At 59.8% G+C, this 21,885-nt stretch carries 18 protein-coding genes; 10 read left to right on the top strand and 8 right to left on the bottom strand.

Annotated elements, in window-relative coordinates; translation table 11 throughout:
- Nucleotides 1-7: 7 nt before the first annotated feature.
- Entirely contained in the window at nucleotides 8-2,500 is a 2,493-nt protein-coding gene (locus KDX39_RS10295; protein WP_231660267.1) for a putative bifunctional diguanylate cyclase/phosphodiesterase, read from the top strand.
- A gap of 184 nt (nucleotides 2,501-2,684) precedes the next feature.
- On the top strand, nucleotides 2,685-3,551 hold the full coding sequence (gene hexR, locus KDX39_RS10290) for a transcriptional regulator HexR (protein ID WP_004881672.1): 867 nt from the start codon (nucleotides 2,685-2,687) through the stop codon (nucleotides 3,549-3,551).
- A gap of 98 nt (nucleotides 3,552-3,649) precedes the next feature.
- Here hexR and KDX39_RS10285 read toward each other — a convergent pair whose 3' ends face one another.
- Nucleotides 3,650-3,961: a hypothetical protein gene (locus KDX39_RS10285; RefSeq protein WP_231660266.1), complete on the bottom strand. Its 312-nt coding sequence runs from the start codon at nucleotides 3,959-3,961 to the stop codon at nucleotides 3,650-3,652.
- A gap of 220 nt (nucleotides 3,962-4,181) precedes the next feature.
- Between KDX39_RS10285 and KDX39_RS10280 the strand changes: the two genes are divergently transcribed.
- Entirely contained in the window at nucleotides 4,182-4,403 is a 222-nt protein-coding gene (locus tag KDX39_RS10280) for a PA3496 family putative envelope integrity protein (protein WP_231660264.1), read from the top strand.
- Here KDX39_RS10280 and KDX39_RS10275 read toward each other — a convergent pair.
- The gene (locus KDX39_RS10275; protein WP_231660525.1) at nucleotides 4,357-5,292 is read right to left on the bottom strand and encodes a LysR family transcriptional regulator; all 936 of its coding nucleotides are present in this window, start codon (nucleotides 5,290-5,292) and stop codon (nucleotides 4,357-4,359) included. The genes KDX39_RS10280 and KDX39_RS10275 overlap by 47 nt on opposite strands.
- Before the next feature lie 194 nt (nucleotides 5,293-5,486).
- Between KDX39_RS10275 and KDX39_RS10270 the strand changes: the two genes are divergently transcribed.
- On the top strand, nucleotides 5,487-6,902 hold the full coding sequence (locus tag KDX39_RS10270; protein WP_099231194.1) for an acetyl-CoA carboxylase biotin carboxylase subunit: 1,416 nt from the start codon (nucleotides 5,487-5,489) through the stop codon (nucleotides 6,900-6,902).
- Nucleotides 6,903-6,913: 11 nt separating this feature from the next.
- A complete protein-coding gene (gene oadA / locus KDX39_RS10265) occupies nucleotides 6,914-8,722 on the top strand; it encodes a sodium-extruding oxaloacetate decarboxylase subunit alpha (RefSeq protein WP_231660262.1) in 1,809 nt (602 codons plus the stop codon).
- A gap of 234 nt (nucleotides 8,723-8,956) precedes the next feature.
- Here the strand turns inward: oadA and KDX39_RS10260 are convergent, their stop codons facing one another.
- Genes KDX39_RS10260 through KDX39_RS10250 form a run of 3 tightly spaced genes read right to left on the bottom strand, consistent with a single transcriptional unit; the run spans nucleotide 8,957 to nucleotide 10,726 of the window.
- On the bottom strand, nucleotides 8,957-9,628 hold the full coding sequence (locus KDX39_RS10260) for a GNAT family N-acetyltransferase (protein WP_231660261.1): 672 nt from the start codon (nucleotides 9,626-9,628) through the stop codon (nucleotides 8,957-8,959).
- Between the two features lie 13 nt (nucleotides 9,629-9,641).
- A complete protein-coding gene (locus KDX39_RS10255) occupies nucleotides 9,642-10,088 on the bottom strand; it encodes a GNAT family N-acetyltransferase (protein WP_231660260.1) in 447 nt (148 codons plus the stop codon).
- Nucleotides 10,085-10,726, bottom strand: coding sequence for an FMN-binding negative transcriptional regulator (locus KDX39_RS10250; RefSeq protein ID WP_231660259.1), 642 nt, complete (start codon nucleotides 10,724-10,726; stop codon nucleotides 10,085-10,087). The genes KDX39_RS10255 and KDX39_RS10250 overlap by 4 nt, the downstream gene beginning before the upstream one ends.
- Nucleotides 10,727-10,816: 90 nt before the next feature.
- Here KDX39_RS10250 and pdxR point away from each other — a divergent pair, with 90 nt between their 5' ends.
- From pdxR to KDX39_RS10230, 4 genes are all read left to right on the top strand, one after another.
- Nucleotides 10,817-12,379, top strand: coding sequence for a MocR-like pyridoxine biosynthesis transcription factor PdxR (gene pdxR / locus KDX39_RS10245; protein ID WP_231660258.1), 1,563 nt, complete (start codon nucleotides 10,817-10,819; stop codon nucleotides 12,377-12,379).
- 53 nt (nucleotides 12,380-12,432) lie between these two features.
- Nucleotides 12,433-13,644 carry a YeeE/YedE family protein gene (locus tag KDX39_RS10240; RefSeq protein ID WP_231660257.1) on the top strand — a complete coding sequence of 404 codons (1,212 nt, stop codon included), beginning with the start codon at nucleotides 12,433-12,435 and terminating at the stop codon, nucleotides 13,642-13,644.
- Nucleotides 13,645-13,784: 140 nt separating this feature from the next.
- Nucleotides 13,785-14,660, top strand: a complete 876-nt coding sequence (locus KDX39_RS10235; RefSeq protein WP_180274450.1) for a bestrophin family protein — start codon at nucleotides 13,785-13,787, stop codon at nucleotides 14,658-14,660.
- 124 nt (nucleotides 14,661-14,784) lie between these two features.
- Nucleotides 14,785-16,404 (top strand): glucan 1,4-alpha-maltotetraohydrolase domain-containing protein, encoded by a 1,620-nt coding sequence (locus KDX39_RS10230; RefSeq protein ID WP_231660256.1) that lies wholly within the window; start codon nucleotides 14,785-14,787, stop codon nucleotides 16,402-16,404.
- A gap of 54 nt (nucleotides 16,405-16,458) precedes the next feature.
- Here KDX39_RS10230 and KDX39_RS10225 read toward each other — a convergent pair whose 3' ends face one another.
- From KDX39_RS10225 to aspA, 3 genes are all read right to left on the bottom strand, one after another.
- Nucleotides 16,459-17,463, bottom strand: coding sequence for an asparaginase (locus tag KDX39_RS10225; RefSeq protein ID WP_231660255.1), 1,005 nt, complete (start codon nucleotides 17,461-17,463; stop codon nucleotides 16,459-16,461).
- 27 nt (nucleotides 17,464-17,490) lie between these two features.
- A complete protein-coding gene (locus tag KDX39_RS10220; RefSeq protein ID WP_231660254.1) occupies nucleotides 17,491-18,942 on the bottom strand; it encodes an alanine/glycine:cation symporter family protein in 1,452 nt (483 codons plus the stop codon).
- A gap of 283 nt (nucleotides 18,943-19,225) precedes the next feature.
- Nucleotides 19,226-20,650: an aspartate ammonia-lyase gene (aspA, locus tag KDX39_RS10215; protein WP_231660253.1), complete on the bottom strand. Its 1,425-nt coding sequence runs from the start codon at nucleotides 20,648-20,650 to the stop codon at nucleotides 19,226-19,228.
- Between the two features lie 284 nt (nucleotides 20,651-20,934).
- Here aspA and KDX39_RS10210 point away from each other — a divergent pair, with 284 nt between their 5' ends.
- Nucleotides 20,935-21,843 carry a LysR substrate-binding domain-containing protein gene (locus tag KDX39_RS10210; RefSeq protein ID WP_231660252.1) on the top strand — a complete coding sequence of 303 codons (909 nt, stop codon included), beginning with the start codon at nucleotides 20,935-20,937 and terminating at the stop codon, nucleotides 21,841-21,843.
- Nucleotides 21,844-21,885 lie beyond the last annotated feature (42 nt).

Raw genomic sequence — 21,885 nt, 5'->3', positions numbered from 1 at the left:
CGACGCCATGACATACCGCTTCAGCGCGGGCGAGGCCCTTGAAAACACTCGCTGCGACCTCTACCGGCAGTTCGCCGCGCCCCTGGCGCTCGAACGCACGCGTCTTCTTTATCAGGGCTCACTGCTGCCAACGCTGTTCATGTTTCTGAACGGTCTGGTCTGCGCCTGGTTGCTCTGGGGCGCCGAACGCTATTTGCTGGTGTGGATCTGGCTGGGCTGGCTGTCTGCACTTGTCTGCCTTCGGATCACTCAGGTCGCCGCGTTCGAGTCGGCATCCAGAGAGCGTCAGGCACAACCGGTCTGGCGCAGGATGTTTCTCATGGGCGCGTGTGTCAGTGGCCTGACCCTGGCCGCTGCGGCAGTGGTGCTGGTCCCGGTGGAAAACTTTGAGCAGCAGGCCTGGGTGTTCGGCCTGATCGGCGCTGCGATTCTGTCCGCCAGCGTCGCCTACGCCGTCAGCATTTCCGCGTTTCTGGTGTTCAGCCTGTCCTGCCTGTTGCCTCCGATTCTGTACCTGTTCTGGGGCGGGGACGTGCCGTTTCGTGGTTGGGGCTGGCTCGGACTCATCCTGCTGTTTGCCTTGAGCGTAGTCGCGTGGCAGGTCAATCATCTGCTGGAGCGCAGCCTGCTGAGGCGCTTCCAGAATCAGGCTTTGATCGAGCATCTGCAGCAGGCGCAGGCGACCAGTGAGGCACTCAACACCGAGCTGGCCCACGAAATCGATCAGCGCCGCGAAGCCGAACGCGGTTTGAGAGAGGCGCAGATCGGGCTGGAGGATCGTGTGGCCCAGCGCACGCTTGAGCTGGAGGAAGCCAATCAGGCGTTGAGCAAAAGCCCGCCGCGCCTGGCCGCCACCGTTTTTGACGCCGCCAGCGAAGGCATCGTGATCTTCGATCCGGACTACTGCATCCTCACGGTGAATCAGGCGTTCAGCCGGGTGAGTGGCTATCAGCCAGATGATTTGATCGGGCGCCGGGTGACGGACATTGCCAGCAGCCGCGATGCGCGGCGTCACTTTCAGGCCATTCATCAATCACTGGAGCAGACCGGTCAATGGCAGGGCGAACTCGTCGAAGCGCGCAAGAACGGTGAGCTTTATCCGCAATGGCTGCAGTTGAACGTCGTGCGCGATAAGGCGGGGAAATTGAGCCATATTGTCGGCTTTTTCTCCGATCTTTCGTCGCGACGTGCCGCTGAAGAGCGCATGCGCTATCTGGCGCATTTCGATGAACTGACCGGGCTGGCCAACCGTTCGCTGTTCAACGAGCGCCTGCGTGAAGCTCGCGAGCGTGTGCGGTCTGGAGGTCGAAGTCTGGCACTGCTGCATATCAATCTGGACCGTTTCAAGCTGCTCAACGAAAGCCTGGGTCATGAAATCGCTGATCAATTGCTCAGGCACATTGCACGGCGGTTGAGCAACGCGATGCCGGAAGCCGACACGATCGCAAGGCTCTCGGGCGATGAATTCGGCGTATTGTTTGACAGCTACTCGAACCTCTCCAGCCTGGCCCGCGTAACCAATCGTCTGCTGGGCAAATTGCGCGTACCGCTATCGGTGGCTGGCCACGAACTGGTGATCAGCGCATCGGTGGGTATCAGTCTGCTGTCGGACTCTGCCCGTGAGGTCTCGGCACTGGTGAGTCAGGCGAACATGGCGATGCAGCACGCCAAGCACCTGGGCGGCAACAATTTCCAGTTCTTCACCGAGAGCCTGCAGGCCAGTACGCTGGAGCGCCTGCAAATGGAAATCCAGTTGCGCAGGGCCATCGAAGATCATCAACTGCTGGTCTTTTATCAGCCCAAGCTGAGCTTGAGGAGTGGGCGTCTGGACTCGGCCGAAGCCCTGGTGCGGTGGCACCACCCACAGCGCGGCATGGTGCCACCGGGGGAGTTCATCGGACTTGCCGAGGAAACCGGGCTGATCGGCGCCATCGGCGAATTCGTGCTGCGCAAGGCATGCTGGCAGGCCTGCGAATGGCAGCGTCAGGGCATGGCGCCGATCAGGGTATCGGTCAACCTGTCAGTCCATCAGCTGCGTCATGGGAAACTGGTGAGTCTGGTGCGGCAGGTGCTTGAGGAAACCGGTCTGGAACCGCAATGGCTGGAGCTGGAGCTGACTGAAAGCCAGTTGCTCGACAGCGTCGAACACATTATCGCGACCTTTCAGCAGTTGCGTGAGCTGGGCGTAAAGCTGGCCATCGATGACTTCGGCACCGGCTACTCTTCATTGAGTTACCTGCGACGCTTTCCGGTGGACTACGTGAAGATCGACCGGGCATTCATCAGCGGGTTGGGCGATGGCACCGAAGACGCCGCCATCATTCAGGCAATCATTTCCATGGCTCACAGCCTGGGGTTGAAGGTGGTCGCCGAGGGCGTTGAAAACCAGAGTCAGCTGGAGTTCCTCAGGGAGCATGGATGCGATGAGGTACAGGGTTATCTGATCAGCCGGCCGATTGAGGCGTCTGCCATGGCTGCGATGCTGATTCAGTCGCGCTGAGACAGCGCCGTGGTTGTCGTGGACTCGGCATAATGTAGGATTATTCCCACAAAAAAGAGCGATTTGCCCGTCCTCATTCCGTTTAAGGCGTTCTACGTTCGTTTAACTGGGCGTCTCGCAGGTCATGTAGTATAACTACAAGAAAGCTACAACCCGCCCACCGCTTCATTACCGAGTCTGCCTTTTGAATCTGCTGCAACACATCGCCCAGTCACGTCACCTGCTGCGCAAATCGGAGCTCAAGGTAGCCGACCATGTGCTGCTCGACCCTGCCGCTGTGATGCACAGTTCCATGGCTGATCTTGCCCATAGCGTAGGCATCAGCGAGCCAACCATCGTTCGCTTCTGTCGCGCCATCGGTTGTACCGGGTTCCAGGACCTCAAGCTCAAGCTGGCCCAGAGCCTGGCGGCGGGTGCCAGCTTCGGACAGTTCGCGATTCATGAAGACGATTCGGTCGCCGACTACAGCCTGAAGATTTTCGACACCACCCTGCACACCCTGATGGAAGTGCGGGAGAACCTCGATCCCCATGCGCTGCAACTGGCGGTGACGGCCATGGCCGGTGCCAATCGTGTCGAGTTCTATGGCTTCGGGGCGTCCGGCGCCGTGGCGGCCGATGCGCAGCACAAGTTCTTCCGGTTGCTTTTGACGGCGGCGGCGTACTCCGACCCGCACATGCAGGCCATGTCGGCCGCGACGCTCAAGCCGACAGATGTTGCGGTGTGTATTTCCCAGTCCGGTCGCTCCAAGGATCTGCTGATCACCGCCAACATGGTGCGTGAGAGCGGCGCGACCCTTATTACCCTGTGCCCGAGCCAGACGCCACTGGCCGAGCTGTCTTCGGTCAATCTGGCCATCGACGTTCACGAAGACACCGAGATCTATACGCCGCTGACCTCGCGCATCGCACATCTGGTGGTCATCGATGTGCTGGCGATGGGCGTGGCCATGGCGCGTGGGCCGAGCCTGGTCAACCACCTCAAAAGCGTCAAGCGCAGCTTGCGCAGCCTGCGTCTGTCGCCGAAATCGATCAAGCCTCACGAAGACTGACAGCGTTCGCAGTCAGTAGCAGACAGCCACTGAAACGCCCGCCAGAGACCTTCAAATCACTGGCGGGCGTCGTTATGCGAAAGGCTGTTACGCGCTCATCAATGGGTAACTTCTACACCATCAATGGATGCCAGCAATTCATTGTTGTAGTAGATGCTGACCGACGTAATGTCCGCACCGCTACGCTGGGTGTATACGACTTCCTTCTCGGTCAGGACTTGCAGGTCGACACCCTGGGTCTCCAGAATCAGGTCCAGACTCAGATGGCTCAGCGCCCTTGGCCTGCCGTTTGGAACCAGTACAGCGGTGGTGTTGCTGGTAGGTACGGTTACGGTGCCGGAGATTTTGAGGGTGTTGACACCTGGCATCCGGTCATCGCGGGCCTTCCAGTTTTTGTTTTCGATAGTCATTTTCAGCTCCTTTCCATGGATGCATTCACCGGCCGATTGCCGGTGATTTGCGTCTTGCAGGGCCAGTGTCTACCGTTCAGTCTCTGGAGTCGCGATACATATTTAGATGTTTTCGACCAATACCCCTGGAAAATGTAACTGCCTTGTCATGTTTTCGCCGCGTCTTCGTAACCGCGAGGTGTAAAGATGCATTTCCACAAAACGTATTGGGAGACTGGACATGGCTCGGCACTACGACGATTTACCCAACAGCACCGTGAAAACCCGCCGTCAGCAGGAAGATCAGCGTCGCATGGAATTTCGTCGCGCTATCGAGAGCTACTGTGAGGCACGCCAGCTCAATCAGGATCTGTCTGACTATCTGGACGGCGTGACCGGCCCGGTCTGGCAGACTCTCACGCCGTCCGAGGACGGCCGTCGAAGCGTTCGACAAGCTGGCTGATCTGCGCGCGTTCGCTACGAATGAACGCCAGAAAAGCGTGTGCCACTGGCGACAGGCGTTTGTCTCTGGCTTGAACCACGCACCAGCTTCGATACAACGGCAGCTCGGCCACGGGCAGCTCCACGAGAGCGCCGCTGGCCAGCTCCTGACACACGGCGTGACGTGTCAGCATCGCCAGTCCCAATCCGGCCACCACGCATTCACGCTGCGCCTCGCTTGAAGACACTTCCGATGTCTGCACGAAGTGCACGCGTTTCTCTTTGAAATATTCCTCGCAGGCCCGGCGTGTGCCCGACCCCGGCTCGCGGGTCAGAAGAGGCCAGGGCTCCAGGTCCTTGAGGCTCAACGCGGCGCGGTTGCACAGCGGATGCCCGGGTGGCGCGACGGCAACGATAGGGTTGTTAAGGAATGGAAGAAACTCCAGCCCCATGTCCTGCGGCACCATCGACATGATGACCAGATCATCGCGGTTGTCCGACAGCCTTCTGATGACCAGCGCACGGTTGACCACGGTCAGGTTCAGGCTGACTTCCGGGTGCTGGCGTTTGAAAGCGGCAAACAGGTGCGGGACGAAATACTTGCAGCTCGATTCGATGGCGAGCTTCAACTGGCCCTGCAGTGAGCCCTGCATGTCCGAGAGCTGCATATCGAGGTTTTCCAAGCGGCCAAAAATATCTTTACTGGCAGCCTGCAGCGCTTCGGCGGCTTCAGTGAGATACAGCTTTTTGCCGACATACTCGAACAGCGGCTGCCCGATCAGTTCTTCAAGCTGGCGAATCTGCAGGCTGACCGCAGGTTGAGTCAGCGCCATTTCCTCGGCCGCCCGGCTGTACGAGCGCAGGTCGCACACCTCATTGAAAATACGCAGTTGACGCAACGTCATACGCATCAATGACTTACGCATGGTTATCGATTTCCGTCAGTGGTCAGGATGATGACTATAAGCTTTTACTTATGACTGACCCAATTTTTACTCATTTTTATTAATTGTCGATCAGGCATAGGGTGTCCCTGCGGCATTCAGTCACATGCCCAGTTACAAAAGTAGCCGGGACGTTGGTCCTTAAGGTCGAGGAAACGCCAGTGATAACAAAAATATTGATCGCCAACCGGGGAGAGATTGCCGTCCGTATCGTGCGCGCTTGTGCCGAGATGGGCATTCGCTCGGTGGCCATCTTTTCCGACGCCGACCGGCATGCCCTGCATGTCAAACGCGCTGACGAAGCCTATAGCATTGGTGCCGAACCGCTGGCGGGCTATCTGAACCCCCGCAAGCTGGTCAATCTCGCCGTGGAAACCGGGTGTGATGCGCTGCATCCCGGTTATGGTTTTCTCTCGGAAAATGCCGAACTGGCAGACATTTGCGCCGAACGTGGCATCAAGTTCATTGGTCCGTCTGCTGAAGTCATTCGCCGCATGGGTGACAAGACTGAAGCGCGCCGCAGCATGATCAAGGCTGGGGTGCCGGTTACACCGGGCACCGAAGGCAACGTCGCTGACATTCAGGAAGCGCTGATCGAAGGGGATCGCATCGGCTATCCGGTGATGCTCAAGGCCACTTCCGGTGGTGGTGGACGGGGCATTCGTCGCTGCAACAGCCGCGAAGAACTAGAGCAGGCGTTTCCCCGAGTGATCTCGGAAGCGACCAAAGCCTTTGGTTCGGCCGAAGTGTTTCTGGAAAAGTGCATCGTCAACCCCAAGCACATCGAAGCGCAGATTCTGGGCGACAGTTTCGGCAACGTAGTGCATCTGTTCGAGCGCGACTGCTCGATCCAGCGCCGCAATCAGAAGCTCATCGAAATCGCCCCCAGCCCGCAACTGACCCCGGAACAGCGCGCCTACATCGGCGATCTGTCAGTGCGCGCGGCCAAGGCGGTGGGCTACGAGAATGCCGGCACCGTGGAGTTCCTGCTCGCCGACGGTGAGGTGTACTTCATGGAAATGAATACCCGGGTTCAGGTGGAGCACACCATCACCGAAGAAATCACCGGGATCGATATCGTTCGCGAGCAGATTCGCATCGCGTCCGGCCAGCCGCTGTCGGTCAAACAGGAAGACATCATCCATCGCGGTTTCGCGTTGCAGTTTCGGATCAACGCCGAAGACCCGAAAAACAACTTCCTGCCCAGTTTCGGCAAGATCACCCGCTACTACGCGCCCGGCGGCCCCGGTGTACGCACCGACACGGCGATCTACACCGGCTACACCATCCCGCCGTTCTACGACTCGATGTGCCTGAAGCTGATCGTCTGGGCGCTGACCTGGGAAGAAGCGATGGACCGCGGCCTTCGTGCCCTGGACGACATGCGTCTGCAAGGGGTGAAGACCACCGCCGCGTACTACCAGGAAATTCTGCGCAACCCGGAATTCCGCAGCGGTGAGTTCAACACCAGCTTCGTCGAAAGCCACCCTGAACTGACCAACTACTCGATCAAGCGCAAACCCGAAGAGCTGGCTCTGGCCATCGCCGCCGCCATTGCCGCCCACGCAGGCCTGTAAGGAATACTGAAATGTCCAAGAAGATCCTCGTCACCGACACCATCCTGCGTGATGCTCACCAATCGTTGCTGGCCACGCGCATGCGCACCGAAGACATGCTGCCGATCTGCGAAAAGCTCGACAAGGTCGGCTACTGGTCCCTTGAAGTCTGGGGCGGCGCGACGTTCGATGCCTGCGTGCGCTTTCTGAAGGAAGACCCGTGGGAACGCCTGCGTCAGTTGCGCGCGGCACTTCCCAACACCCGCCTGCAAATGTTGCTGCGCGGTCAGAACCTGCTGGGCTATCGCCATTACAGTGATGACGTGGTCAGGGCGTTCGTCGCCAAGGCAGCCGTGAATGGCATCGACGTGTTCCGCATCTTCGATGCCATGAACGACGTACGTAACCTGCGTGTGGCCATCGAAGCCGTAAAAGCCGCGGGCAAGCATGCGCAAGGCACCATCGCTTACACCACCAGCCCGGTTCACACCATCGATGCGTTCGTGGCGCAGGCCCGGCAGATGGAAGCGATGGGCTGCGACTCGGTCGCAATCAAGGATATGGCCGGCCTGCTCACACCGTTCGCGACCGGTGAACTGGTCCGTGCGCTGAAGGCCGAGCAGTCGCTGCCGGTATTCATTCATTCCCATGACACGGCTGGCCTGGCCGCGATGTGTCAGCTCAAGGCGGTCGAGAACGGCGCGGACCATATCGATACGGCTATCTCCAGCTTCGCCTGGGGCACCAGTCATCCGGGCACTGAATCCATGGTCGCCGCGCTCAAGGGCAGCGAGTTCGACACCGGGCTGGATCTGGAGCTGTTGCAGGACATCGGTCTGTACTTCTACGCCGTGCGCAAGAAGTACCACCAGTTCGAAAGCGAGTTCACCGCCGTCGACACCCGCGTGCAGGTCAACCAGGTACCGGGCGGAATGATTTCCAACCTGGCCAACCAGCTCAAGGAGCAGGGCGCGCTCAACCGCATGAACGAAGTGCTGGCCGAGATCCCGCGGGTGCGCAAGGACCTGGGCTATCCACCACTGGTCACGCCGACTTCGCAGATCGTTGGCACCCAGGCGTTTTTCAACGTGCTCGCTGGCGAGCGCTACAAGACCATCACCAATGAAGTGAAGCTTTACCTGCAAGGTGGCTATGGCAAGGCTCCGGGTCAGGTGGACGAGAAGCTGCGTCGTCAGGCTATCGGCAACGAAGAGTTGATCGATGTGCGTCCGGCCGACCTGCTCAAGCCGGAAATGACCAAGCTGCGGGCTGAAATCGGAGCGCTCGCCAAATCCGAAGAAGATGTGCTGACTTTTGCCATGTTCCCGGACATTGGCCGCAAGTTCCTGGAAGAGCGCGCTGCCGGAACGCTGACACCTGAAGTATTGCTGCCGATCCCCGAAGCGGGCAGCGTTGCCCGTGCAGGCGGCGAGGGCGTTCCGACGGAGTTTGTGATCGATGTGCATGGCGAGACTTATCGTGTGGACATCACTGGCGTGGGCGTCAAGGCCGAGGGCAAGCGCCATTTTTATCTGTCGATTGACGGCATGCCGGAAGAGGTGGTGTTCGAACCGCTCAACGAGTTTGTCAGCGGTGGCGCCAGCAAGCGCAAGCAGGCACATGCGCCGGGCGACGTCAGCACCACCATGCCGGGCAACATCGTCGATGTGCTGGTCAAGGAGGGCGACATCGTCAAGGTCGGCCAGGCCGTACTGATTACCGAAGCGATGAAGATGGAAACCGAAGTTCAGGCCTCCATTGCCGGCAAGGTCGTGGCCATCCATGTCGCCAAGGGCGACCGCGTGAATCCGGGCGAAGTCCTGATCGAGATAGAAGGCTGATCGGGCGTAGAGCCGAAGCTGAACCGTTTACCTCTGGGGGAGCCTTCGTGGCTCCCTTTTTTTATTCATACAGCCCGGAATGAGGCGCGGAGCGTGGGAACGATCAAAACTGCAGGTCACTGGACTGTGGGAGGCGGCTTGCCGGCGATGAAGTCGACGCGGTGTGTCAGGAAAATCGCGTCATCGGTCATCGCGGGCAAGCCCCCCTAGAGTTCACCGACCCGCACGCTGAGCCTACTGCCGAAACGCCTCCAGCCCTCTGATCTGCTGTCCGTCCTTGAAGTTATCCACAGCCAGCCAGCCTTCGAATGCGGACTGCAGGTCGGGCCATTCACTGTCGAGGATCGAATACCACGCAGTGTCACGGCTCGCGCCCTTGACCACCATGTGTTGGCGGAAAGTACCCTCATAACTGAACCCGAATCGGTCAGCGGCGCGTTTGGAGCGGGCATTGTTGGCGTTGCATTTCCATTCCAGGCGGCGGTTGCCCAGTCGAAAGGCTTCCCTGGCCAGCAAGTAGATCGCTTCAGTGCCTTTGGGGGTGCGTTGCATGGCAGCGCTGAACGTCACGTGGCCAATCTCGATCCGCCCGTGTGCCGCGAATATCGATAGAAAACTGATCACGCCCTCGGCCTTGCCGGTCTGCTGATTGATCACGGTGTAGAACCACGGATCTGTCGCCACCTGATGCCCGGCCAGCCAGGCATCGAACGCACTGCGCTCGTTGAACGGCCCATAGGGCAGATAGTCCCACAGCTTCGGGTCGGCATCCGGTCCTTGAAGTACTGACCACAGGTCATCGGCGTGCCGGGCCGTCTCCAGTTTTTCCAGGCGGACGAAGCGTCCGCTCAGGGTCTGCGGGCCAGGCAATGTCGCGGGTTGCCAATCCAGTGGAATCTCAGACATCAATTATTTCCCTTCAGAGAGCCTTGCGAAATTGAATGTAGCCGCCGCGATCAGCGATGCGTTCATACAGCTGAATGGCCGTGGCGTTGGTTTCGTGAGTCAGCCAATGCACCTTGTCACAGTCGTCGGCCTTGGCGGTCATGTAGACATGCTCGATCAATTGCCTGCCGACCCCGGTGCCGCGCTGTTCCGGCGCAACGATCAGATCCTGCAAATAGCAGGCATTCCTGATGCTCCAGTTGGAGCGATGGTAGATAAAGTTCACCATGCCCACCGCTTTGCCGTCCAGCCATGCCAGGGCGGAGTGTGTCGGCTCGTTCGGATCGAGCAGGCGTTGCCAGGTCACGTCGCTGACGCCTTCGGCCAGTTCGGTCTTGTAGAAGCGCAGATAGGCCTGCCAGAGCGGCAGCCATGCGTGGTGGTCGTCAACATTGACGGCGCGTATCTGGACGTCACTCATGAAACATGCTCCAAGGGGCTCATAAGGCGAGCGATGTGTTGTTCGTTGATATTCGGGCTCGCGGCAAGGCCGTCACGGACTCCGGCCATATCTGTGGCACTGCGGTTCTGGCTGAGTTTGCGTTTGCCTTCCAGACGCTGGACGGGGAGGGCAAAGCCGACGATGGCTCCGAGCATCTTGGCGATGTATTCGGCGGGTGCGTCGTCGATGGACCAGGGTTGTGCACGACCAGACTCGTGCCTTGCCGTCAGCTCATCCAGGAGTTGGCGCAGTCGTGACGGGTCGGTAAAGGTTTCGGCCTTGCCGTAGGCGTGCACCGCAAGATAGTTCCAGGTGGGCACGACCTGACCATGCTCGGCTTTGCTCGGGTAGTAAGAAGGACTGACGTACGCGTCTTCGCCTGGGAAGATCACCAATGCCTCGGCGCAAGTGTCCAACTGCCGCCACTGCGGGTTCGCTCTTGCCAGATGGCCGTAAAGCGTCCCATTGGGACCCTGGTTTTCGCGCAGCAACAGGGGCAGGTGCGAAGCCTGCAGGCCGTCTTCGTTCCAGGTAACCAGAATCGCCAGGCGAGTCTGATTCATCTGTTCATGGAGTCTGGACGTTTCGTGGTCTCTGAATGCTGCTGGTGTGTACATGGCGCTACCCCTTGGCCGATGAACAGAGCGTAGGCAAGACATTGGTCTGTTGTAAGATCCATTTTTTGTAGATTTCATAGGGCCAATTCGATGGCGTCCGATGCTCCCGCGTTTCCTTTCACGTTGACCGGCATCAGGCTGGACAGGCGTCAGGGCCTGAGCAAGCAGCTGTATCGCGCGTTGCGTCAGCAAATACTGGACGCCCGATTGACCAGCGGAATGCGCCTGCCTGCCAGTCGCGAACTGGCCGACCTGTTGGCCATTTCCCGCAACAGCGTGATGCGCGCCTACGACCAGTTGTATGCCGAAGGTTTCACGGAAACCCGCGTCGGGGACGGAACCTATGTCACGTACTTGCCAGGCCGTGCCGGGGCGCTCGATCAAGCAGGGAAAAGAAAACTATCCACCGACTTGTCCACAGGTTTGTCTACAGCTTTGCCCACAGGTTTATCCACAGATTCACAGCAAAGTCCGAAAGAGATCGACGACGAAGTTATCCACAGGTCTGCGCTTTATCTGATCAATATCCATCAACTTCCGGCCTCCTCGGAGCAGGCGCCCAAGGCTTTTCGTGTGGGCGTACCGGCTTTTGATCTGTTTCCTTTTGCCTTGTGGGGCAAGCTTTATGCGGCCTTCTGGCGCCGTCCGGACCCTGCCCTGCTGGGTTACGGCGCTGCCGCCGGAGAGCCGAGGTTACGCGAGCTGATCGCCGCGTATCTACGTTCATCGCGCGGGCTGCACTGCACCGCTGAGCAAATTGTGATCACCAGTGGCGCCCAGCACGCCATCAGCCTTTGTGCACAGCTGCTGGTGGAGCCGGGCGAAAGCGTTGCGATCGAAAATCCGGGCTATCGCGCGGCGGGTCATGCGTTCGCCGTGGCCGGTGCCCGGCTGAAAGGTGTGGCAGTCGATGAGGAAGGGCTGCGCTGCGCCGATCTCGAGCAGGCCGGTTGCAAGCTGGCCTACGTCACCCCCTCTCACCAGTACCCGACCGGTGTGGTCATGAGCCTGGCCAGACGTCTTGAAATGCTGACCTGGGCCGAGAAGAACCAGAGCTGGATTGTCGAGGATGATTACGATGGCGAGTACCGCTACAGCGGCGCGCCATTGGCACCCCTCGCTGCGCTGGATCGCAGCGGACGAGTGCTGTACATCGGCACCTTTGGCAAAATTGCCTTCCCGGCCCTGCGCCTGGGTTATCTGGTACTGCCACAGGAACTCGTTCGACCGTTCAGCCAGCGCAAGGCTGTGGACATGCGCCACACCGAAGTCAGCACTCAGGCCGTCATGGCGCAGTTCATCGCTCTGGGGCACTTCCAGCGGCACATCCGCCGCATGCGCCGTGCCGCGCTGAGTCGGCGTAATGCCTTGCTTGCCGAGTGGCCCACCGAGATTGCGGGATGTGCGCCAATGCCCAGCGTGGCGGCGGGGCTACACGTGATGGTCAAGGTCGACAGCCTTGAGCGCGAGCAGGAGCTGATCGAAAAGGCCTTAAGCGTTGGCGTGGAGGTTAACGCCTTGAGCGGCTACTGGTTGCCGGATTCGACCGAGCCCATGGACGAGCGGGCCGGGCTGGTGCTGGGTTTTGCCGCTGTGCCGGAGGCGCAGATCAGTGATGCGCTGAACAGGCTGCGAATGGCCTGGTCCGAGTAAGCCTGCGGCCCACGTATAATCGTTTCTTTCTGCTACTTGTCGTCGAGAGACCTATGAATACTTCCCTTTCCGCAACACCCGGCCGTGCGTACGGCGCGCCGCTGGCGGCGTTGTTTCTGTTATTGATGGGCGCGCAGTTTCTGCTGCTCAGCGTCGGCGCTCATCAGGTCCTGCTGTGGATCGTCGGTGCGGCGCTGGGCATTACCCTGTATCACGCCGCCTTTGGCTTCACGTCGGCCTGGCGGGTGTTCATTCGTGAACGACGCGGTGCCGGTCTGCGTGCGCAAATGGTGATGCTGGCGGTTGCTGTGGTGTTGTTTTTCCCTGCGCTCGGCGCTGGCACGTTGTTTGGGCAGCCGGTCACGGGACTGGTCGCGCCGGCGGGTGTATCGGTTGTGGTCGGTGCGTTCATTTTCGGCATCGGCATGCAACTGGGCGGCGGCTGTGCGTCCGGGACCCTGTTCACTGCGGGCGGCGGTAATGCGCGAATGCTGGTGACCCTGCTGTTCTTCATCCTCGGTTCGCTGATCGCTACTCACCACGTCGACTGGTGGTTTGCCTTGCCATCGTTTCCGGCCACGTCCGTGGTCAAGCGCTTCGGCGTGATCCCGGCACTGATCGGCAATCTGGCACTGTTCGCCCTGATTGCCTTTGTCACAGTGCGCCTTGAAAAACGACGTCATGGAGCGCTCGAAGCGCCTGTCGCCAGCGAGCACACAGGCTTTCGTCGCCTGCTGCGCGGCCCGTGGGCATTGGTCTGGGGCGCCGTGGCGCTGGCCGTGCTCAATTACGCCACACTGGCGCTGGCCGGCCGGCCGTGGGGCATCACCTCCGCGTTCGCGCTGTGGGGCGCGAAGGTGGCGAGCGGTCTGGGCGTGGATGTCGGCAGCTGGGCGTTCTGGCAAAGCGCGGCGAATGCCAAGGCGCTGGCGGCACCGGTCTGGGAAGACGTCACCAGCGTAATGGACATCGGCATCATGCTGGGTGCGTTGCTCGCCGCAGGCCTGGCAGGACGTTTCGCGCCGAACCTCGATATTCCGACCCGTTCCATCGTGGCTGCGGTGATCGGTGGGCTGTTGCTCGGCTACGGCTCGCGTCTGGCCTACGGCTGCAACATTGGCGCCTATTTCAGCGGCATCGCATCCGGTAGCCTGCACGGCTGGCTGTGGCTGGTTGCGGCTTACGCCGGTAATGTTGTCGGTGTCCGATTGCGTCCGATCTTCTTCGCCGGTGAGCCTCGGCAGGTGGCGTTGAGCGGCTGCTGAAAAAGAGTGAACCCCTGAGATAAAGCGGGCCGTTTGCGAACCATCCTCAGGAATGGCATTCAAAGGCCATGCAGTAGCGAGGATGTCCGAATGCGGTCTCGCTTATTTATCGATGGGGTAGGCCTTTGCAGCAGACGATCATGGGAAAAATCCGATTTCTCGGCAAGACAATCGGTTATGTGGGCTGGTCGCTTTTCTGGCTGCTGATTTGGGACGTGATTGTCACGGTCGATTTCATGCTGTACCTGGAACGCAAGATCACCTTGCCGTCCATGCCGCTGACCCTGTTGGGCTCGGCGCTGGTGGTGCTGACCAGCTTCCGCAATTCCAGCGCCTACAACCGCTGGTGGGAAGCCCGAACTCTGTGGGGCGCGCTGGTCAATAGCTCGCGCAGCTTTGCCCGTCAGGTCCTGACACTGGTCGAAGATGACGAGGGTGGCATCAACCCCGTGAAAGCCACGCTGTTACGCCGTCATGTTGCCTACGTCAAATGCCTGTCCGCGCACCTGAAGGGCGGGCATTGCGGCGATGAAGTCCAGGCCTTGATCCCGCGTGAGGAGTTCGAGCGCCGGTTCGACACCAACAACTTCCCTAACGATTTGCTCAATACCTCGGCCGCACTGTTGGCCAAGGAATACCAGTCCGGTCGTCTGGACAGCATCCGCCTGGCCCGTCTCGAGTCGACGATGGTGGACATTTCCAATTGCCAGGGTGGCATGGAGCGCATCGCCAATACGCCGCTGCCCTATCCGTACGTCGCGTTTCCAAGGCTGTTCATCACCCTGTTCTGCCTGATCGTACCGATTGGCCTGGTCGAAACCCTCGGCTGGTTCACGCCGCTGGCGTCGACTGTGGTGGGCTTCATGTTGCTGGCAATCGAGAAAATCGGCACCGACCTGCAGAGCCCGTTCAAGGCCAGCGAGCACGAAATCCAGATGACAGCGCTGTGCGCAAATATCGAGCGAAACCTCGACTCGATGCTTCGCGGGGCACAGGAGGAAAGCAAGGTTTCCTGATTTGCAGAGCTGCAAGGAAACGGCATAAAACGTTGATTCCTTGCGCTGTGATAGAAGGTCGACCTGGCAGTTCTGACAGGTCACAGACGCTGCGACCCACTCTACTCTGGCGATGACTCCGTACATGACGAGCATCGCCATGAGCCTCCCAAGATCTATTGCGTTTTCGGCCCTCCTGCTGACCGCTCAGGTCATCCATGCCCAGGATTTGTCTGGAAATACTGCGCAAGGGATACGCAACGACGGCGGTGACGACATTCTGCTTCAAGGGTTTCACTGGAACTCCGGTCGAACAAGCCCTGCCAGCTGGTACAGCCTTCTCAAGGATAGCGCGCGGCAGATTCGTGCCGATGGGTTTACCGCGGTCTGGATGCCTGTGCCATGGCGTGACACGTCCAGATGGACTGACCCGGGCACCGGAGCATCCGGTGGCGGTGAAGGCTACTTCTGGCAGGATTTCGACAAGAACAGCGCCTATGGCAGTGCCGTGGAGTTCAGGCAGGCCGTCGATGCGCTCAGCTCCGCTGGCGTAAAACTGATTTATGACGTGGTGCCCAACCACATGGATCGACAACATGTCGGTCCAGACCTCAAGGAGCGATTGGCAGGGAAAGACAACTGGCGTGACGGGTGTGACCAGTGTGACGACGGGGATCCGTTCATGGGCGGGGATGCTGATCTTAATACCGCCAATCCGAATGTGTTCGCATTGTTCGGCGATGAGTTTGTGAGGCTGCGCGATGAGTATTCGGCTGACGGTCTGAGATTTGACTTCGTGAAGGGCTACAGCGCCACGACAGTCAATCAATGGATGACGGCATTTGGGGATGAACAGTTCTGCGTCGGAGAGCTCTGGAAGGCCCCGAACGAGTATCCATCCGGTGATTGGCGACACGACGCAAGCTGGCAGGACGCGCTGAAGCAGTGGTCCGACCAATCCCGCTGCACGGTATTCGATTTCGCGCTCAAGGAACGCATGCAAAACGGCGATATCACACAATGGAAATACGGGCTCAACGCCAACCCTGACCCCGCCTGGCGCGCGGCTGCCGTGACGTTTGTGGATAACCACGACACGGGTTACTCACCCGGTTCCAATGGCGGGCAGCACCATTGGGCTCTGCCGGAGCACCTTCGCGATCAGGCTTATGCCTACATTCTTGTCAGCCCCGGAACGCCGACGGTGTATTGGCCTGATATCTACGACTGGCCGCGAGGATCATTATTGCGGCAACTCATACAGATTCGACGCAGTGCCGGTATCAGGGCTGACTCGCCGATCACTTTCCTGAGCAGCGACGCAGGGCTGGTTGCAGAGGTAACCGGCACCCAACAGCTGGTGCTGATTGCGTTAGGTTCCGGTTACAGCAGAGATCAGATCCCGGCAGGGTTCGCACCTGTCTTGTCATCGGGTCACGATGGGGCAATACGCGTCTGGAGCGCCAATGCTGTGGAGGTCCGGTTAAGGTGCGAAAACGGCCAGACACGGTTGGGCGAAAGTGTTTACGCAGTGGGCTCGGGTCCAGAACTCGGTGATTGGAATCCCGCCCGGGCAGTGCGCTTGAATGACGTTGCTCAGTACCCTCAATGGCAGGGAAACGTCCGGCTTCCCGACAAGGTGCGCTATGAATGGAAATGCATCGTGCGCAGCGATGCTGACCCTGGAAAAGTCATCCAGTGGCAGGAAGGGGCGAATACAGGCTTTGTGGCGCAGCAGGGAGGCAGCAGTAAAGGGACTTTTTGACAGCGCGGATCGGTGACGCAGGGCTGTCCTGAGTCACCGAAATCTTTCAATGGCTCAGCGCAGCTCGCCACACAGATCCAGCTCGACCAGCCGTCTGACATCTTCAGTCGTCAGGCCTGCGCCGAGCAGGGCGTGCAGTTTGCCCAGTGCTGCTTCACGCGTCATGCCGCCACCGGACAGCACACCGGCACCACGCAGGCGGCTTCCCGCTTCGTAGACATCCAGTTCCACGCCGCCCTCATGGCATTGTGTGATGGCAATCACGCAGACACCACGGGCGCGGGCGTTTTCAAGGCTGGCGATGAACTGAGGATCGTCACTCGGGCCGGTGCCGTTGCCGAAGCATTCCAGTACCAGACCCTGAATGCCGCTGTCGATCAGGCCATTCAGTTGAGCTGCGCCGATACCGGGGAACAGTGGCAATACCGCGACGCTGGCCATTGTCCTGGCCTGGCGGTAGTCAAGCGCGTCAGGCAGGGAAACGGCAGCATGGCCGCCACGCGAGCGTTGCAGCGGCGCAAACGGGTTACGCCCGAAGCTGCGGATCTTGGCGCAACGGGTCGGGTCCATCAGTTCACCATGGAAATACAGGTGAACCCCCGATGCGAGTCCGTTACCGAGCGCGAGCAGGGCACCGTTGACGTTTTCCCAGGCATCGCTGTCCGGCACACCGGCAGGCAGCATGGAGCCGGTAAACACGACAGGTGCATCGAGTCCCAGCAACAGGAAGCCCAGCGCCGCCGCGCTGTACGCAAGCGTGTCGGTGCCATGCAGCACCAGCACGGCATCACAGCCCTCCACGTCGACCGCTTCGATCACCGCCTCACGCAGACGCAACCAGTAGGCTGGCGTCATATTGGCGCTGTCGATCAGTGGCGACATCTCGCGAAAGCGCCACTGCGGTACGACCCGTTCGGGGAGTTCGGCCAGTTGCGCGGCCATTCGGGCTTCGAAGCCCGACGCCGGGGCCAGGCCATTGGCGCTGGCCTGCATGCCGATGGTGCCGCCGGTGTAAAGAACCATCACTCGTTGAGCGGGTTGATGTGCTTCATGAGTCATGATTCTTCTCCTTATGGCGTTGTGTGCTTATCGTGCTTCTGGAGCAGGCTTGCCTGCCACTTCAGCATCATGAACCGGCTTTTGCGCGGGATTGGCTGGCCATGCGGTACGGTCCAGATCCAGATCAGGAAACTTGCTGGAATCGAACACCGGCGTCTTGATACCTGCACGACGCTGGGCATCGTAGTCACCCAGAATACGTTTCACGACCTTGAACAGCATCGCCAGCGCAATCAGGTTGACGAAAGCCAGCATGGTCATGGTGATGTCGGCGAAGGCCAGCACATCTTTCAGGTCGACCACCGCGCCCCAGAGGATCAGCACCAGTACCGCAACGCGGTAGGCGATGATCGCGTTCTTCTTCTCGCCGAACAGGAAGCGCAGGCTGTTTTCACCCAGATAGTAGTTGTAGAGGATCGAGGTGAACACGAACAGGGCCAGTGCCACGCTGATGAATACCCGGCCCCAGTCACCCACTACGGCTGCCAGCGAGTTCTGTGCCAGAACGATGCCGTTGCCGTCGTAGCCGACGTTGTAGATACCGGAAAGCAGAATCAGCAAGGCGGTGCAGGTGCAGATGACGAACGTATCGAGGAATACGCTGAACGCCTGAACCACGCCCTGAGCAACGGGGTGTTCGACCTGAGCGACCGCTGCCACGTTAGGGGCGCTGCCCAGACCGGCTTCGTTGGCGAACACGCCACGTTTCACGCCCATCACGATCGCGCTGCCGATCAGGCCGCCGAACACGGGATCAAGACCGAACGCACTCTTGACGATGGTCACCAGCATGCCCGGGACGTGGTCGATCTGCAGAACGATGACGTAGACGGTGACCGCGATGTAGATCAGGGTCTTGACCGGAACGAGCAGGTCGGAGATGGCAGCGATGCGCTTGATGCCGCCGATGAAGGCCAGGCCCAGCAGCACGACAAGGCAGATGCCGGTGGTCTTGGTGTCGACGCCGAATGCGCTGTTCAGCGAGTCGGTCACGGCGTGCGATTGCAAGCCGTTGAACGCGAAGCCGAAGGTCACGAGCAGTAATACCGCCATAACCATACCCAGCCAGCGTTTACCCAGACCGTACTGGATGTAGAACGCCGGACCGCCGCGGAACTGGCCTTCGGAGTCCTTGCGTTTGTAGAGCTGTGCGAGGGAACACTCGATGAAGCTGCTGGACATGCCGACCAGTGCGGTCACCCACATCCAGAACACGGCGCCAGGGCCGCCAAGTGTTACTGCAATACCGACGCCTGCGATGTTACCCGCACCCACCCGACCGGCGAGGCTGAGCATCAGGGCCTGAAACGAACTCAGCTGACCTGCGCTGCTTTTCAAGCTGTCGCGGAATACCGAGAACATATGGAAAAAGTGTCGAAACTGAACGAAACGTGAGCGGATCGTGAAGTAACTACCCAGGCCTACGATAAGTACGATCAGTACTTTACCGGAGAGAAAGTCGTTAATCATTTCCAGCATTTTTGTTATTCCTCGCTACTTTTGAGGGGGCGCACTATACCGGTGCAAAGTTTTTACGTCTGTAGCCGCTTTCTTGTGGGACTGATTCTTCATTTACGGCGCTAAATGATTGCTCTGTGGATAACTCCGCAAAGCGTTGTGCCAGAGGCGGTGAATCGCTATCGGATCCACTTTTTGCCAGCAGGCAAAAAAAAGGGTCTGGAGAATCACTCCCAGACCCTCAAAAAATTGAGGGGTGTCTAGGCCCTCAATCTGGTGAGCTTGTTGCGCAGGTCATTCCCTGTCAGGCCTTCAATGGCGCCAGACGGGGGGCGATCATGTTTTCCGGACGCAGGATGTCGTTGAGCATGGCGTCGTCCAGCAGGCCTTCCTCGCGAACCAGTTCCAGCACACCGCGGCCGGTTTCCAGCGCGATGCGGGCGATACGGGTCGAGTTCTCGTAACCGATGTAAGGGTTCAGGGCAGTGACCAGGCCGATCGAGTGCTCGACCAGTTCGCGGCAGCGCTGTTCGTTGGCAGTGATGCCGACGATGCAGTGTTCGCGCAGCATGTCCATGGCGCGTTGCAGCAGGCGGATCGAGTCGAAAATCTTGTAGGCGATCAGCGGCTCCATCACGTTGAGCTGCAACTGGCCGCCCTCGGCCGCCATGGTCAGCGCCAGGTCGTTGCCGATGATTTCGAACGCCACCTGGTTGACTGCTTCCGGAATCACCGGGTTGACCTTGCCGGGCATGATCGAGCTGCCTGGCTGACGCGCGGGCAGGTTGATTTCGTTGATGCCGGTGCGTGGGCCGCTGGACAGCAGGCGCAGGTCGTTGCAGATCTTCGACAGCTTGACCGCAGTGCGCTTGAGCATGCCCGAGAACAGTACGAAGGCGCCCATGTCGGAGGTGGCTTCGATCAGGTCGGCAGCCGGTACCAGCGGCTGGCCGCTGATGGTTGCCAGACGTTCAACGGCAAGGTGCTGATAACCGGGGTCGGCGTTGATGCCGGTACCGATGGCCGTGCCGCCCAGGTTGACCTCGGTCAGCAGTTCAGGCGCCAGGCTGCGCAGGCGGTTCAGGTCTTCGGTCAAGGTGGTGGCGAAGGCGCGGAATTCCTGACCCAGGGTCATCGGAACGGCGTCCTGCAACTGGGTGCGGCCCATTTTCAGAACGTGGTTGAATTCCTGGCCCTTGGCCGCGAACGCCTGAATCAGGCTGTCGAGGCTGGCAAGCAGGGCGTCGTGACCCAGCAGCAGACCCAGGCGGATGGCCGTCGGGTAGGCGTCGTTGGTCGACTGAGCCATGTTCACGTCGTTGTTCGGGTGCAGATGCTTGTATTCGCCCTTCTCGAAGCCCATGGTTTCGAGCGCGATGTTGGCGATGACTTCGTTGGCGTTCATGTTGGTGGACGTGCCAGCGCCGCCCTGAATCATGTCGACCACGAACTGATCGTGGAAATCACCGCGGATCAGACGGGCACAGGCTTCGCTGATGGCGGCGTGCTTGGCGTCGTTGAGGTGGCCGAGCTGGTGGTTTGCGTCGGCTGCAGCCTGCTTGACCATGGCCAGCGCCACGACCAGTTTCGGGTAGTGCGAAAGCGGCACGCCGGACAGGTGGAAATTGTTGACCGCTCGCAGAGTCTGAATGCCGTAGTAGGCGTTTGCTGGTACTTCGAGAACACCCAACAGGTCTTTTTCGATGCGCGATGATGCAGGCGAGGACATGATAAAAAAGTCTCAAATAAGGTGCGGACGATGCCGGAACGCAGCGGATGGTGGGCTTTGCGTTTAAAATTGACCAATGCTGTTAAACGCTGGGCTATGCACAAACGGCATAACAGGTGTGTGACTCGGCTTTTGTGTCGTGCGTAAAGGGGACAAAATGTCGCACCTTCACATGTTCTTGTCGTGGACGGGACGTAAAAGGTTTTTGTAGCGCCATCGCAAAAGAAATCGTCTCTAACCGCAGTCGCCTGTTGATGCAGTCAGCCGTTGTCCGGGAGGACCTGATGAATCTGGAAAGCAAATGGTTGGAGGACTTCAGCGCCCTGGCTGCAACCCGCAGTTTTTCCCAGGCCGCCGAGCGTCGTTTCGTGACGCAACCGGCGTTCAGTCGGCGTATCCGCAGCCTTGAGGCCGCGCTCGGGCTCACGCTGGTCAACCGCTCGCGCACGCCGGTCGAGCTGACGGCTGCCGGGCAACTGTTTCTCGTCACGGCCCGAACGGTGGTGGAGCAACTGGGCGAAGTGGTGCGTCACCTGCACCATCTGGAAGGCGGGCAGGGCGAGGTCATGCAGGTCGCTGCCGCGCATTCTCTGGCGCTGGGCTTTTTTCCGCGCTGGATCGCCCAGCTTCGCAACGAGGGCTTGAACATTGCCACCCGTCTGGTGGCGACCAATGTCGGCGATGCTGTGCATGCCTTGCGCGAAGGTGGCTGCGACCTGATGCTGGCGTTCTATGACCCCGACGCGGCGTTGCAAATGGATGCCGAGATCTTTCCATCGCTGCACCTGGGGCAGACGCAGATGCTTCCGGTCTGCGCCGCCGACGCTCAGGGACAGCCGCTGTTCGACATGGACGGCGAGGCCAGCGTGCCGCTGCTGGCGTATAGCGCCGGTGCCTTTCTGGGACGCTCGGTGAACATGTTGCTGCGCCAGCGCAACCTGCGTTTCACCACGGTTTACGAAACGGCCATGGCCGACAGCCTTAAAAGCATGGCGCTGGAAGGCCTGGGCATCGCGTGGGTGCCGCAATTGAGTGTCCGTGCCGAACTGGCGCGGGGTGAATTGGTGGTGTGCGGCGGGCCGGAATGGCATGTACCGCTGGAAATCCGCCTGTACCGCTGCGCGCTGGTGCGCAAGGCCAATGTCCGGCTGCTATGGCGCAAACTGGAAAGCGCAGCGGCGCCAGAGTCCTGATGACGCAGGCCGCCTCTGCGTGCGGATGAGCGGCCTGCGCGC

Origin of the sequence: Pseudomonas sp. CDFA 610 (assembly GCF_021147865.1) — a bacterium.
In the GTDB taxonomy this organism is placed as follows: domain Bacteria; phylum Pseudomonadota; class Gammaproteobacteria; order Pseudomonadales; family Pseudomonadaceae; genus Aquipseudomonas; species Aquipseudomonas alliivorans.
The sequence above is the reverse complement of the archived record's forward strand: the minus strand, read 5'-3'. Positions and strand labels throughout refer to the sequence as shown.

What these genes read in the sequence shown, in the direction of transcription:
- oadA (WP_231660262.1), top strand. Translation starts at nt 6,914, where the DNA reads ATGTCCAAGAAGATCCTCGTCACCGACACCATCCTGCGTGATGCTCAC.
- KDX39_RS10210 (WP_231660252.1), top strand. Translation starts at nt 20,935, where the DNA reads ATGAATCTGGAAAGCAAATGGTTGGAGGACTTCAGCGCCCTGGCTGCA.
- KDX39_RS10220 (WP_231660254.1), bottom strand. Translation starts at nt 18,942, where the DNA reads ATGCTGGAAATGATTAACGACTTTCTCTCCGGTAAAGTACTGATCGTA.
- KDX39_RS10240 (WP_231660257.1), top strand. Translation starts at nt 12,433, where the DNA reads ATGAATACTTCCCTTTCCGCAACACCCGGCCGTGCGTACGGCGCGCCG.
- KDX39_RS10295 (WP_231660267.1), top strand. Translation starts at nt 8, where the DNA reads ATGACATACCGCTTCAGCGCGGGCGAGGCCCTTGAAAACACTCGCTGC.
- KDX39_RS10260 (WP_231660261.1), bottom strand. Translation starts at nt 9,628, where the DNA reads ATGTCTGAGATTCCACTGGATTGGCAACCCGCGACATTGCCTGGCCCG.
- pdxR (WP_231660258.1), top strand. Translation starts at nt 10,817, where the DNA reads ATGGCGTCCGATGCTCCCGCGTTTCCTTTCACGTTGACCGGCATCAGG.
- KDX39_RS10225 (WP_231660255.1), bottom strand. Translation starts at nt 17,463, where the DNA reads ATGACTCATGAAGCACATCAACCCGCTCAACGAGTGATGGTTCTTTAC.
- KDX39_RS10235 (WP_180274450.1), top strand. Translation starts at nt 13,785, where the DNA reads ATGGGAAAAATCCGATTTCTCGGCAAGACAATCGGTTATGTGGGCTGG.
- KDX39_RS10250 (WP_231660259.1), bottom strand. Translation starts at nt 10,726, where the DNA reads ATGTACACACCAGCAGCATTCAGAGACCACGAAACGTCCAGACTCCAT.
- KDX39_RS10285 (WP_231660266.1), bottom strand. Translation starts at nt 3,961, where the DNA reads ATGACTATCGAAAACAAAAACTGGAAGGCCCGCGATGACCGGATGCCA.
- KDX39_RS10255 (WP_231660260.1), bottom strand. Translation starts at nt 10,088, where the DNA reads ATGAGTGACGTCCAGATACGCGCCGTCAATGTTGACGACCACCACGCA.
- KDX39_RS10280 (WP_231660264.1), top strand. Translation starts at nt 4,182, where the DNA reads ATGGCTCGGCACTACGACGATTTACCCAACAGCACCGTGAAAACCCGC.
- KDX39_RS10275 (WP_231660525.1), bottom strand. Translation starts at nt 5,292, where the DNA reads ATGCGTATGACGTTGCGTCAACTGCGTATTTTCAATGAGGTGTGCGAC.
- aspA (WP_231660253.1), bottom strand. Translation starts at nt 20,650, where the DNA reads ATGTCCTCGCCTGCATCATCGCGCATCGAAAAAGACCTGTTGGGTGTT.
- KDX39_RS10230 (WP_231660256.1), top strand. Translation starts at nt 14,785, where the DNA reads ATGACGAGCATCGCCATGAGCCTCCCAAGATCTATTGCGTTTTCGGCC.